11 protein-coding genes are annotated in these 12,608 nt (G+C 73.7%); 5 read left to right on the top strand and 6 right to left on the bottom strand.

Annotated features, from left to right (window positions below; genetic code table 11):
* The first annotated feature begins 63 nt into the window (after positions 1–63).
* Entirely contained in the window at positions 64–348 is a 285-nt protein-coding gene (locus tag EXE58_RS04270) for a DUF2530 domain-containing protein (protein ID WP_244242413.1), read from the top strand.
* Positions 345–965: a class I SAM-dependent methyltransferase gene (locus EXE58_RS04275; RefSeq protein ID WP_135266729.1), complete on the top strand. Its 621-nt coding sequence runs from the start codon at positions 345–347 to the stop codon at positions 963–965. Before EXE58_RS04270 ends, EXE58_RS04275 begins: the two co-directional genes overlap by 4 nt.
* On the opposite strand, the gene EXE58_RS04280 is transcribed toward EXE58_RS04275, so the two are convergent.
* Positions 962–1,753, bottom strand: a complete 792-nt coding sequence (locus tag EXE58_RS04280) for a DUF3027 domain-containing protein (protein ID WP_244242414.1) — start codon at positions 1,751–1,753, stop codon at positions 962–964. The two genes, EXE58_RS04275 and EXE58_RS04280, sit on opposite strands and share 4 nt — an antisense overlap.
* Positions 1,754–1,817: 64 nt before the next feature.
* Between EXE58_RS04280 and EXE58_RS04285 the strand changes: the two genes are divergently transcribed.
* Positions 1,818–3,251, top strand: coding sequence for an MFS transporter (locus EXE58_RS04285; protein ID WP_244242415.1), 1,434 nt, complete (start codon positions 1,818–1,820; stop codon positions 3,249–3,251).
* A 261-nt stretch (positions 3,252–3,512) separates the two neighbouring features.
* Here EXE58_RS04285 and EXE58_RS04290 read toward each other — a convergent pair whose 3' ends face one another.
* Both EXE58_RS04290 and larE read right to left on the bottom strand, forming a co-directional pair.
* A complete protein-coding gene (locus tag EXE58_RS04290; RefSeq protein ID WP_135266732.1) occupies positions 3,513–3,908 on the bottom strand; it encodes a cold-shock protein in 396 nt (131 codons plus the stop codon).
* Positions 3,909–3,995: 87 nt separating this feature from the next.
* Positions 3,996–4,874, bottom strand: coding sequence for an ATP-dependent sacrificial sulfur transferase LarE (larE, locus tag EXE58_RS04295; protein WP_135266733.1), 879 nt, complete (start codon positions 4,872–4,874; stop codon positions 3,996–3,998).
* A gap of 60 nt (positions 4,875–4,934) precedes the next feature.
* Here larE and EXE58_RS04300 point away from each other — a divergent pair, with 60 nt between their 5' ends.
* A complete protein-coding gene (locus EXE58_RS04300) occupies positions 4,935–7,073 on the top strand; it encodes a S8 family serine peptidase (RefSeq protein WP_135266734.1) in 2,139 nt (712 codons plus the stop codon).
* Position 7,074: 1 nt separating this feature from the next.
* Here EXE58_RS04300 and EXE58_RS04305 read toward each other — a convergent pair whose 3' ends face one another.
* The 3 genes from EXE58_RS04305 to EXE58_RS04315 form a co-directional block, all read right to left on the bottom strand.
* The gene (locus EXE58_RS04305; RefSeq protein ID WP_167288683.1) at positions 7,075–8,175 is read right to left on the bottom strand and encodes an RDD family protein; all 1,101 of its coding nucleotides are present in this window, start codon (positions 8,173–8,175) and stop codon (positions 7,075–7,077) included.
* Between the two features lie 97 nt (positions 8,176–8,272).
* Positions 8,273–9,400 (bottom strand): FHA domain-containing protein, encoded by a 1,128-nt coding sequence (locus EXE58_RS04310; RefSeq protein WP_135266736.1) that lies wholly within the window; start codon positions 9,398–9,400, stop codon positions 8,273–8,275.
* The gene (locus EXE58_RS04315) at positions 9,397–10,212 is read right to left on the bottom strand and encodes a PP2C family protein-serine/threonine phosphatase (RefSeq protein ID WP_135266737.1); all 816 of its coding nucleotides are present in this window, start codon (positions 10,210–10,212) and stop codon (positions 9,397–9,399) included. Before EXE58_RS04315 ends, EXE58_RS04310 begins: the two co-directional genes overlap by 4 nt.
* Positions 10,213–10,304: 92 nt before the next feature.
* Here EXE58_RS04315 and EXE58_RS04320 point away from each other — a divergent pair, with 92 nt between their 5' ends.
* The gene (locus EXE58_RS04320; RefSeq protein ID WP_244242416.1) at positions 10,305–12,590 is read left to right on the top strand and encodes a helicase-associated domain-containing protein; all 2,286 of its coding nucleotides are present in this window, start codon (positions 10,305–10,307) and stop codon (positions 12,588–12,590) included.
* Positions 12,591–12,608 lie beyond the last annotated feature (18 nt).

The following is a 12,608-nucleotide window of genomic DNA, read 5'->3' on the forward strand; positions in this document are numbered from 1 at the left end:
GCAGTGTGACAGACGTTGCGGCCCGATGAGTAGACCGGTCCCGCGCGCGGTAGCGTGGCCTGCGTGGAGCTCGACGACGACCAGCCGATGACCCACGAGATCGGCAACCGCAGCTACCTCGTGGCCGACGTCTCCCCGCTCGACGTCGACGGGGTCCGCACGCTCGAGGTCGGCACCGCGCTCTGGCTCGTCGCCTTCGTCGGCATGGTCCCGTTCTACGGGACGCTGGTCGAGACAGGCCGGACCTGGTGGCTGTGGACCTGCCTGGCAGGCCTGGGGCTGGGGCTGTTCGGCGTCGACCACTGTCGCCGGCGTCGCAAGGCGCGCGCCGACCGCGCAGCCCGGTGACCAACCCACCCACCCGCTGGCAGCTGGCGGGTGAGGACAACCGCGGCTACGGCAGGCACTTCGCCGAGCTCCGGGCCAGCGGCTCCGACATCGAGGGGGAGGCCAGGCTGGCGGACGCGCTCGCACCCCGAGGCGCCAGGGTGCTCGACGTCGGGTCCGGCATGGGACGCGTCGCGGCCGCGCTGGTGGCCCGGGGGCACGAGGTGGTCGCGACCGAGCCGGACGCCGCCCTGCGGGCGCAGTCGCGCGCGACCTATCCGGACCTGGCCGTCCTGCCCCACGAGGCTCTCGACCTGGACCCTGTCGACGTCGGAGTCTTCGACCTGGTGGTCGTGGTGGGCAACGTGATGGTCTTCCTGGGCGAGGACACCGAACGGCAGGTGCTGCGACGCCTGCGGTCGCTGCTCGCCCCCGGCGGGCGCATCCTGGCGGGGTTCGAGCTCAGGGGCCCGAAGTCCGGAAGCCGGGTCTACCCTGCCGAGGACTTCCTCGCCGACGCGGCTGCGTCGGGGCTCACCGCCACCTGGCGGTTCGGCAGCTACGAGCTCCACGGGCCGAACGACGACTACGCAGTGTGGGTGCTGGAGGCCGGCCATGACCGCCGGCCGAGCGGCTAGAAGGGCTCGAACTCGTCGCTGAGCGTGTCGTGGACGTGGTCGGGCACGGGGATCGGCTGCTGGCGGCGGGCGAGCTTCACCTCGGAGTGGGCGCCACAGCCGTGGTCGAAGGACACGACGCGGCCGTCGTCGTTGGCGTTGCCGTTGGCGCAGACGCCGAAGAGCTCGGAGAGGGGGCCTGCGAGGCGCACGAGGAAGGCACAGCTGGTGCACTCGTCCGGCGCGCTCTTGGCGATCGGTGCCTCGGGGCCCCCGGGGCCGGCGTACCAGCGCTCGGCCGCCATGTCGATGCCCTCGATGCTCAGCGTGCGGACGCGCCCCAGCCCGAGCTCCGTGGCGACTCGGCGCACCTGCGCCGTGCCCTCGGGATCGAGCGGGTCGTCACCGACGAGGTAGGTCGGGACCAGACGCGCGTCCTCGTCCTCGACCGGGAGCAGGTCGCCCGGGGAGAGGTCACCGGGCTGCAGGCGCTCCTTGTAGGGGACCCAGGCCGGCGCGACGATCGCGTCGTCCCCCGGCAGGAGCACCAGCTCGTTGACGGTCGGCTCCTTGGACCGCTTGGCCCGGGTGAGGGTGACCGACCACACCCAGCCGACGTAACCGGGTCGGGAACAGGCGAAGCGGTGCGTGACGACCCGCTCGCCCTCGGCGACGGCACCGCGGTGCTCGCCGATCCCGTCGTCACCGGTGGCCTCGACCAGCGCCGTCCGGGCAACCTCGACGGCCTTGGCCAGGGTGGAGTCCGGCTTGGCGTCGGCCCGGTCGGTGCGGGAGGGGAGTGCGAACACACGCACAGCATGACAAACGTGTGCGACGTCTGTCTCGTCGGGGGCGTCGGCCAAGATGGTGCCCGTGACCGATGAGCACCCGGCAGCGCCCCCGGGCGCACCGCGCCCGCGCGCCGAGCGACCCGCGTCCATGCGACGCGCGCTCGCGGGCGCCGGCCGAGGCACGCGTGCTGCCGGGCGCGGCCTTCGGGTGGTGGGTCGCGGGGCCGGGCGCGCCGGTGGCTACACCGTGCGTCAGGCGCGCCGGGCCGCCCGTGCGGAGGGGGCTGGCGACTCGGGGCTCTCCCGGCTGATCGGGCTGCACGCGTTCAACGCCGCCGGGGACGCCGCCGTCGCGATCTCGCTCGCCGGGACGCTGTTCTTCCAGGTGCCCACGGGCGAGGCACGCGGCCAGGTGGCGCTGTTCCTCGGGCTCACCATGCTGCCGTTCGCCATCGTCGCCCCGCTGATCGGCCCGTTCCTGGACCGCTTCAGCCACGGCCGGCGCTGGGCGATCGGTGCCACGATGGCGATCCGGGCGTTCCTGTGCTGGGTGCTGGGGACCGCCGTCGTCACCGGGTCCCACTGGCTCTTCCCCGCCGCCCTGGGGGTGCTGGTCGCGTCCAAGGCCTACGGCGTGACCCGAGCAGCAGCGGTGCCCCGCCTGCTTCCTCCCTCCCTCACGCTCGTCAAGGCCAATGCCCGCGTGTCGCTGGCGGGCACGGTGGGGGCTGCCGTGTCGGCGCCGCTGGCCGTCCTCGCCTCGTTGGCGGGCTCGGAGTGGTCGTTGCGCTATGCGTTCGCCGTCTTCGTCGTCGCCACGATCCTGGCCATCCGCCTCCCCGAGCGCGTGGACTCCAGCGCCGGCGAGGGCACCCTCGTGCTCATGTCGGGTCCGAGCGCGGGGGCGGCCACGCCGCCGGGTCGCCGCCTGCGCGCTCGAATCCCCTCGGCGGTGGCGTTCGCGCTCCGGGCCAACTGTGGCCCCCGGTGGCTCTCCGGGTTCCTCACGATGTTCATGGCGTTCCTGCTGCGCGACAACCCCATCGGCGACTGGGAGCCCGAGGTGCTGCTGGGCCTGGTCATCGGCGCAGCCGGGCTCGGCAACACCCTGGGCATCGGGCTGGGGTCGGTGCTCAAGCGCATCGACCCGGCCTTGACAGTCGCGCTCGCGCTGCTCGCCGACGCAGCCATCGCACTCGTCGCCGCACTGTTCTACGGCCTGGTGCCGCTGCTGCTGCTCGGTCTCACCGCGGGGCTCGCCCAGTCGCTGGCCAAGCTCTCCTTGGACTCCACGATCCAGCGAGACGTCCCGGACCGCATCCAGGCCAGTGCCTTCGCCCGCTCCGACACCACCCTCCAGCTCGCATGGGTGGTCGGAGGGTTCGTGGGCATCGCCATGCCGCTGGTGCCCAGGCTGGGCCTCGGTGTCGCCTGTGCCGTGCTCGTCGCGTGGGGCTTCTTCGTGCTCGCCACCCGACCGCGGCGCCTCGGACCCACACCGGCCGGCGCTGCCTGACTCACCTGCCGGCCCGCTCCAGCACGGCCCGGCCCCGTGGATCCTCGCCCACGCTCGGCCCGGTCACCGTGGCGGCGTACGACATCCGCCCGGTCACCCTGGCGGCGTACGGCATCCGCCCTCGTCACCCTGGCGGCGTACGACATGGAGATCCGTCGCCGCGATGTCGTGCGCCGCCACCCTGGGGAGGGACATGTCGTGCGCCGCCACCCTCGGGAGGGGCATGTCGGGTGCCGCCACCCTCGGGGGCGACGCGAGCGGCTACAGGTCGAGCTCGTCGGCGAGTGCCCGCAGCAGCTTGGCGGTCGGTCGCGCGGTCCTGGCATCGGGGTGACGCCCGTGGCGGTAGGTCTCGCCGACGTCGTCGAGCAGCCGGATGAGGTCCTCGACGATGGTGGTCATCGCCTCAGGGCTCTTGCGCTGCGCCTGGCGGCGGTTGCGCGAGATCGACGCCGGGGCGTCGAGCACCTTCACCTGCAGGGCCTGCTCGCCGCGCCGGCCCTGCGCGATCCCGAACTCGACGCGGGCGCCGGGCTTGAGAGTGGTCACGCCCTCGGGCAGCGCGTCAGCGTGGACGTAGACGTCCGGGCCGTCGCTCTGCGACAGGAAGCCGAAGCCCTTCTCCGCGTCGTACCACTTCACCTTGCCACTGGGCACGGGTCCACTCCGCTCTGGTCGTTCTGCGCCACGCCGGGTCTGCGCGAGGGCCTGGCCGGGCCACGCGCGCCGCAAGGATAGTGCGTGTCAGGTCGGGGCGAGACCTTCGTTCAACGAACCTGACCGGAATCCCCGTGGGTCGAGCCGTGCGCTGGAGAATCCCGCGCTCAGCACGGCCGCGCAGACGGCCTCGGCAGCAGCGGTGCCCTCGGCGACCTCGGACGTCAGGAGGCCCCGGTCGAGCTCGATGCGCGCCTCCTCACCGAGGTCGCGCACCCGCAGGTCGCGCACGGCGACCCCGTGGGCGCCCAGTGCCTCGCGGGCGGCCAGCTCTGCACGCTCCACCCGCGCCAGGCGGTGGGACGTGACCTCGATGCCGTAGGCGATGCGCGAGCTCAGGCAAGCAGCTGCAGGCTTGTCCCACGTCGGCAACGCCCACCTCCGCGACAGCAGACGCACGTCGTCCTTGGTCAGCCCGGCGTCGAGCAGCGGCGTGACTGCGCCACGCTCGGCAGCGGCCCTGATGCCGGGCCTGAAGCCCGCGACCGCATCGTCGGCGTTGGTGCCGGTGGCGACGTGCTCGATGCCGAGCGACGCGGCGAGCGGCTGGAGCGTCTCGATCAGCTCCGCCTTGCAGAAGTAGCACCGGTCGCCGGAGTTGGAGCGGTAGCCCTCGCGCTCGATCTCATGTGTCTGAGGCGTCACCAGGCGCACGCCCAGCGATTCGGCGAAGGCCCTTCCCGGGTCCCGCTCGACCAGCGGGAGGGAGTGGGAGTAGCCGGTGGCCGCCACGACGCGACCGGCGCCGAGCACTCGCACCGCCGCTGCCAGGAGGAGGGCCGAGTCGGCTCCCCCGCTGAAGGCCACGACGACCGACCCGAGCTCGCGGAGCCTGCTCTCGAGCGCGAGAGCCCGCTCATCGAGTCGTCCCTCGACGTCCGCCTCGACGTCCGCCTGCGTGCCCATCCTCCCAGCCTAGGACCGGACCCTTTGCTTTTCGTGCCGGGCTGCTGCCAGCATGGCGACGTGGGGTTCGTGAGGCTCGACCGCTGCTGCCGGTCGGCCGGCCGGTGGCTGGTCGGCTGCTCGGCCCTGCTCGCCCTCGTGACCCTCCCCCACGCACCTGCTGGCGCTGGCGCCGGCGCCTCGACGGAGACCCCGCCGCCCGGCCTGTCGCTCGTCACGCTGACCGGCCCGGGCACCGCGGCCACCGGGGACCGTGGCAGCGCCGCCGACCTGCTGGCACGCCAGGACGCCGTGCTCTCGCGCATCGGCGGTCCCGACCCCGTCTACCGCTGGACGACGGCCCTGAACGGCTTCGCCGTCGAGCTCACACCTGACCAGCGCGCTGCCCTCGAGGGGGACCCCCAGGTGTCGCTGGTCGAGGACAACGAGGTGCGCCCGCTCGCCAGCGCCACCACGGCATCGGCCGAGCGCGCCCTGTCGTCCGCACCGAGGATGCGCGGGGGCGCAGGAGTGGTCATCGGCCTGGTCGACACCGGGATCGACACCGGCTCCCCGGTGTTCGCGGCCGTCCCGGGGCTGGGTCGCGACCCGGGCGGCTTCCGCGGCACCTGCCGCGGCGGGGAGGAATGGTCGGCCGGCTCCTGCAACCGCAAGCTCGTCGGCGCCCAGTGGTTCGTCGACGGGTTCGGAGCCGAGCGGATCCGATCCTCCGAGGTGCTCTCCGCCCGGGACACCCTCGGCCACGGCACCCAGGTCGCCTCGGTGGCTGCGGGCAACGCCCGCGTCAGTGTCCGGGTCGACGGACGCGACGCGGGCCAGTTCGGCGGGGTGGCCCCCCAGGCCCGGGTCGCCGCCTACAAGGCCTGCTGGGGCGCCCCGGACCCGGCAGACGACGGCTGTGCCACCGCTGACGTGGTGGCCGCCGTCGACCAGGCGGTCCGCGACGGCGTCGACGTCCTGAACCTCGCGATCGCGGGTGGATCGGGCATCGACACCCTCCAGAGAGCCCTGCTGGGCGCGGCCGAGGCAGACATCGTCACGGTGGGGGCTGCAGGCAACGAAGGTCGTGACTCCTACGCCGCCCACCCGGCACCGTGGGTCACCACCGTGGGCTCGACCGTCGGCAAGCTGGCTCGGGGGACCCTGCGCATCGTCGGCGGGCCTGACCTGGTGGGAGGAGGCCGCCTCGACGACGTGGCCGGCCCAGTCGTCCAGGGGGCCGACGCGCGCGCCCGTGGGGCATCGCGGCGCGACGCACGGTTGTGCCTCCCCGGCTCCCTCGACGCGAGGAAGGTGGCGGGTCGCGTAGTCGTGTGCGAGCGAGGCGGCCTGGCCCGCGTCGCCAAGTCCGAGGCGGTCAGCCAGGCCGACGGTGTCGGCATGGTCCTGGTCAACATCCGCCCCGGAGGCGTGTCCGCCGACTTCCACGAGGTCCCCACGGTCCACCTCTCCGTCGACGACGGCCGCACCTTGCGCCGCTGGCTGCGCACCCACGACACGACCCGGGTCAAGCTGCTGCGATCACCCGGCGCCACCGACGTACGACGCCTGCCCTCCTGGAGCGCTGCCGGGGACCCCCGCGGGCCGGTGCTCAAGCCGGATCTCGTCGCGCCCGCCGAGTCGGTCCTCGCGGCGACCCCCGACTCCCCGGACGGGAGCTGGGGGGTCTTCTCCGGGAGCTCGGCCGCCGCGGCCCACGTGACGGGGACAGCCGCGGTGCTCCGCTCCCGGCACGACTGGTCCGCCTCGACGGTCCGCTCCGTGCTGTCCTCCTCCACCAGACCGGTGCGCAGCAGCTCGGTCTTCGACCGGGGTGCAGGAACCCTCACCGCAGAACCCGACACCTCCCACCTCGGGCTCGAGGTCTCACGCCGCGCGTGGCGACGCGCTCTCGAGTCCGGGCACTGGGAGCGGCTCAACGTCCCCTCGCTGCTGCTGCCCGACGTGAGAGGCACCGCGACCAGGACGGTCACCAACGTGGGTTCCAGGGCGGAGTACTTCTCGGTGACGGCTCGAGGCTTCACCTCGCACCGCGTGGTCGTGCGACCGCTGGCGCTGCGCCTCGCACCGGGCGAGTCGGCGACGTTCCGCGTGACCGTCAGCCGCACCCGTCCGGGCGTCGGTCCCGACGACGGGGAGATCACCTGGCTCGGCGCGCGGGGTGGGACCACCAGGATCCCCGTCGCGGTGACCCGCTGAGTCAGCCCTCGCGCGAGACCACCATGTGCCGGTCACCGAAGACCACCGTGTCGCCGTCGACCAGCGTCGCGGCCCGGCCCGGGGAGAGCTGGCGCGAGACGCCCTGCCGGACGAGGGTGCTGCCGTTGGTCGACCCGCGGTCCATGACGACGAGGGCACCGTCGGCAGCGGGCCCGAACTGCGCATGGGTCTTGGACACCGACATGTCGGCCGAGGCGAGGGGGACCAGTCGGGAGACGTCCTCACCGGCACGCGGCTCGGGCCGACGTCCCACCAGCACCACGCCGTCCACGGTGAAGCTCTGGCCGTCGTCGAAGCGCACCCGCCACCGCGGTGCTGGAGGGGACCCGGGGGCCAGGTGCTGGCTCGCCGGCGGGGGTGCTGCGTGCCGTGGGGCCGACGGCGGTACCTGCATCGGGGCAGGCATCGGCGCGGACATCGGTGGAGGCGCTGCGTGCTGTGGCGCCGGCTGGGGCATCGGCGGCGACGTCGGCTGGGGCGCCGACTGGGGCATCGGCCGGGGCACCGACTGGGCCGGCGCCTGACGACGCATCGAGTGCTCCACGGACCGGGTCGGCGGAACCAGGGCCTCCACCGGCGGTGCTGGGACGAGCCGCATCGCAGTGAGGTTGACGATGTGACGAGGAGCGTCCTGCTGCCCCTCCTCCTGCACCTCGGGAGCGGGGCGGACGTCCACGACCACCGAGCCGGCCAGGTGGTCGTGCCACCCGCGACGCTGGCTGCCGCGGTCCTCCACCGCGGTCCAGGCGAGGGTCGCGACCCCGATCCCGAAGGTCGGCAGCCCGGACAGCGCCAGGACCAGCGAGCGCACCAGCGCCGGACCTGCCCCGATGGGGGTGCCGGTGCCGTGGTGGACGACGCGCAGGCCACGCGCGGCCTTGCCCGGCGAGCTGCCGTTGACGCCGATCGCGATGGCCATGGCGAGCCAGACCACGACGAGCGCGATGACGACGGCTGCCACGATCGACCACGGCTCGTCACCGAGCGCCACCCAGGTGAGGACGCCGACCAGTGCCGGGATTCCCCACGAGAACAGGCGATCGATGGCGAACGCCTGGAAGCGCCGCTCCAGCTGTGCCACCGGGAGCTGCGTCAGCGGTGGCTGCCAATCCGGCCGAGGGCCATAGGGGCGGGGGGTGGGAGGAAGGCTCACGTCTGCAGTCGTCCGCTCGGGTCGATCAGGGGTTGGTGACCTGGATGGTCACCCCGTCGCCGAGGTCGAGGACGGCCCCGGGCACCAGGCTCACGGCGATCCCGGGCCGGAGGTCCTCCGGGGGCAGCCCCGGCTGCATCAGCACGGTGCCGTTGGTGGACCCCAGGTCGGTGACGATGGCCATGCCGTGGTCGGCACCGGCGCCGGGGCGGACCTCCAGGTGCGTGGAGGAGATCTCCTGGTTGGGGCTGGGGAGCGTGAGCAGCCTCGGCTGGTCGTGCGAGGCGAAACGTCGGGCCTCAGGTGCACGGCCGGCCAGGATGACCCGGTCGACGTCCACGACGTCGCCGGTCGAGAACACGAGCTTGGCCACCGGTCGGGAGAGGACGGCGGGAGCAACCTCCTGGCCGGGGACGGGCGGCCGGGTGAACTCCTGGGCCGGAGCCCCTGCGCGGGTCTCCCCGTCACGGTCGGACAAGTCGTCGTGGGGGTGTGGCTCGTCGACGGGGGCCGGCTCCCCTGCGGGGCTTGGCTCCTCGACAGGGGCCGACGCCACGACAGGCTCGGACTCGACGACAGGGGCGGGGCTGACCACTGGAACGTGCTCCTCGGCGCGCGGCGACGGCTCCGCCGGTTCGGAGCTGTGCGGGCCATCGGTGACGTGCTGCTGCTCGGGCTCCTCCTCGGCCGCCTCCACTCCGGAGGCAGCGTTGCAGGCGCCGACCTCGACCACCGAGATGCGGGCGATGCCGGAGGTGAGGGACGAGTCGACGAGGGCCGACGCACCGTCAGCCACCTGCAGCCGGACCCCGGTCGCGCCGGTGATCAGCTGCTCGTTCCAGGTGGTGCCCGGGACGGCTGCGACGGTGACCTCGGACCCAGGAGTGCTCACGAGGGCAGTGACCGCCCCCCGCACGAGGACGCGGGCGGCACCGTCGGACTCGCTGACCATCGCCAGGTCGCTCAGCGTGCGGACACCGCCGGCCACGACGGCGTCGAGGAGCTCGTCGGCACCGGCCCCGCCATCGGCGAGCTCCCACAACGCAGCCACCCGCGAACGCGCCGAGGGAGGGAGCACCAAGGTCACGGCCTCGCCGCAGACGGCGTACCACTCCCCCGGCGAGAACCGCCGGTCGCGGGCAGGTGCACTCACTGTCGTCCCCCAAGCTTGCTCTCGAGACTCTCGCGCTGACGCGCGGCGTCGTAGGTCGTGTCGCGCACCAATCCCACCACATCGACGACGACCGCCGTCGCGTTGTCGCGGCCGCCTGCCTCGAGAGCGGCGCGGACCAGCGCGTCGGCGGCATCACGCGGGTCGGCGACGGTGTTGAGGATGTGCTCGATGGCGCCGTCGTCGATCATGCCGCTCACGCCGTCACTGCACAGCAGCAGTCGCTCCGCCGCTGCCAGCGGGAGCAGGAAGAAGTCGGGGTCGATCCCCTCGGGGCTGCCCAACGCCCGGGTGATCACGTGGCGCTCGGGATGGCTGGCCGCCTCGTCACTGCTGATCTCGCCGGCGTCGAGCAGCTCCTGCACGACGGAGTGGTCCACGCTGACCTGGTCGAGCTCCCCGTCGCGCAGCCGGTAGATGCGCGAGTCGCCGAGGTTGGCGAGCAACCACTTGGTCTCACCGTCGTCCTCGGCGAGGGCCGCCACGACCGCCGTCGTGCCGGCGTGCCAGCCGGGCGCGGTGGCGCGTTGGGCCTGGGTGTACTCCACGATGCGGGCCTGGGCCCGCACGAACGCGTCGGCTACCTGCTCGGCGCCGCGGGTGGGGTCGTACTCGTGGCTCAACCGCTCGAACTCCTCCACCACGAGCCGGCTTGCCACGTCGCCGCCGGAATGACCCCCCATGCCATCGGCGACGACGAAGACCGGCGGCGCCACGAGAAGGGAGTCCTCGTTGACCTTGCGGACCAGACCCACGTCGCTCGCCGAGCCGTGGTGGAGGTCGACCGGCCTCATGCGCGCCACTCGTGACGACACGTCATGCTCATGCTGACCTCTTCGTGCTCTGGATGGCTCCGCGTCCGGGACTGGCGAGTAGCGTAGAAGGGATGTCCAGTCCCATGCGGGAGGCGCCCGCCCGAACCCTCGCCGAGCAGCTGCGCCGCTGGCCCGACGAGCGTCTCGTCGCGCTGCTCCGCGACCGTCCCGACCTCGCCACGCCTGCTCCTCACGACTCCTCGCAGCTGGCCTCCCGGGCCGCCACCCGCTCCTCGATCCACCGCGCCCTCGATGGACTGACCCACCTGGAGCTCTCCGTCCTAGATGCCCTCCTGGTGGCAGGTCAAACCACGTCCGAGCAGGTGATCTCCCTTGTCCGCGCGGATCCCGGGACGGTGTCCGGAGCGCTCGACCGGCTCCTCGGGCTCGCCCTGGCCTGGGAGGCACCCGGCGGCCTGCGCGCGCTCAGCGGCGTGGGCGAGGCGTTGGGCACCCATGCAGGGACCAGCGGGCTACGCCCCTTCTCGGCGGACCCGGCCGACGCCGCCGCCATCTCCCAGCGGCTCGATGCCCTCTCACCGGGTGCTCGTGCGTTGCTCGAGCACGTGGACGCCCACGGCGGCGAGGGCACCACCGGGAGTGCTCGTCGTACTGTCTCGCCGGCGGATGCCAGCACCCCGGTCGAGGAGCTCATCGCCCACCGGCTGCTCATCCCGCGCGACACAGGCACTCTCGTCCTGCCCGGCGAGGTCGGGGTCGTGCTGCGAGGCGGACGCACCACGGTCGAGCCCGTCGACGCCGTGCCGGAGGTGGCCACCACCTCCCGCGAGCCGGCCCTCGTCGAGCGTGCGGCCGCCGGCGCTGCATTCGACGCCGTACGACGTGTGGAGCTGCTGCTGGACCGGTGGGGAGTGGCACCGCCGGGAGTCCTCCGCAGTGGGGGCCTCGCCGTCCGCGACCTCAAGGCAGTGGCGCGCGACCTGCACGTCGACGAGTCACAGGCCGCCTTCCTGGTCGAGCTCGCCGCGGGAGCGGAACTGCTGGCCGAGAGTCCCGGTACCGAGGGAGAGCTCGCGTGGGTGCCCACCGACGAGTTCGACGCATGGACGGCACGCCCGACGGCCGAGCGCTGGGCCGCCCTGGTGTCGGGGTGGCTCACCAGCAGCCGTGTCCCTTCCCTGGTCGGCGGCCGCGACCAGGCCGGACGGTCGTGGAACGCACTGGCACCCGACCTCGCGAGCGGGTTGGCCGAGCCGGCTCGACGCCTCACCCTCGCGATCCTCGCGGAGCTCGCGCCCGGGGAGACCCTGGCTACCGGGACCGGCACCCCGTCGGTGGTCGCCCATGCCAGGTGGTTGCGCCCCCGCAGGCCGGCCGTGCACGACGACCTCGTCGCGGCGACGGTCGAGGAGGCAGCCGCGCTGGGCGTCACCGGCGCGGGCGGCCTGTCCCGGGCGGGCAGGCTGGTCGCCGAGGGAGAGATGGGCGAGGCAGCACGAGCCATCGCGGAGGAGCTGCCCCGGCCGGTCGACCACGTGCTGCTCCAGGCCGACCTGACGGCTGTCGCCCCCGGTCCGCTCGAGGCCGAGCTGGCGCGCCAGCTGCACTTCCTCGCCGATGTGGAGTCCCGCGGGGGCGCCACCGTCTACCGGTTCACGCAGGACTCCGTGCGACGAGCCTTCGATGCCGGCTGGGCCGCGGTGCAGGTGCACGACTTCGTCGCCTCGGTCTCGCGCACGCCGGTGCCGCAGCCGTTGACCTACCTCGTCGACGACGTCGCCCGCACCTTCGGGAACATCCGGGTGGGCCACGCCGAGGCCTTCCTGCGCGCCGACGACGAGGCCGCGCTGGCCGCGCTCGTGCACGACCCTCGGGCCGCGTCCCTCGGCCTGCGGCTGCTGGCCCCCACCGTCGTCGTCAGCACCGCCCCTCTCGACGTGCTGCTCCCCCGCCTGCGGGAGCTCGGCACGGCCCCGGTGGTCGAGGCCCCCGACGGCACCGTCCGGGTCGCACGCCCTGACCTCAAGCGGGCGCGACGACGGCGAGGACGCCAGGCGGCCGGCGCGCTCGAGGCACGCAAGGAGGCCCAGGTCCACGCCGTGGTGACCGCGATCCGCGCCGGGGACGTCGCCAGCGCCACCCGGCCGGCGCTCGTCGAGGCCACCACCCCGACCGGGGCCCTGAGCGCGCTCAGGGAGGCGATCGAGGCCGGGGGCACCGTCGTCATCGGCTACGTCGACAACCACGGCACGTCCAGCGAGCGAGTCGTCGACCCGCTGCGCCTGGACGGCGGCCGACTCACTGCTCGGGACCACCGCGCCGACATCACCCGCGAGTTCACCGTGCACCGCATCACCACGGTCCGACCCGCGACAGGCGGCACGCCAGCCGGGTGACGGAGGCTCCGTAGAGTG

It is taken from the genome of Nocardioides seonyuensis (assembly GCF_004683965.1).
Classification (GTDB): domain Bacteria; phylum Actinomycetota; class Actinomycetes; order Propionibacteriales; family Nocardioidaceae; genus Nocardioides; species Nocardioides seonyuensis.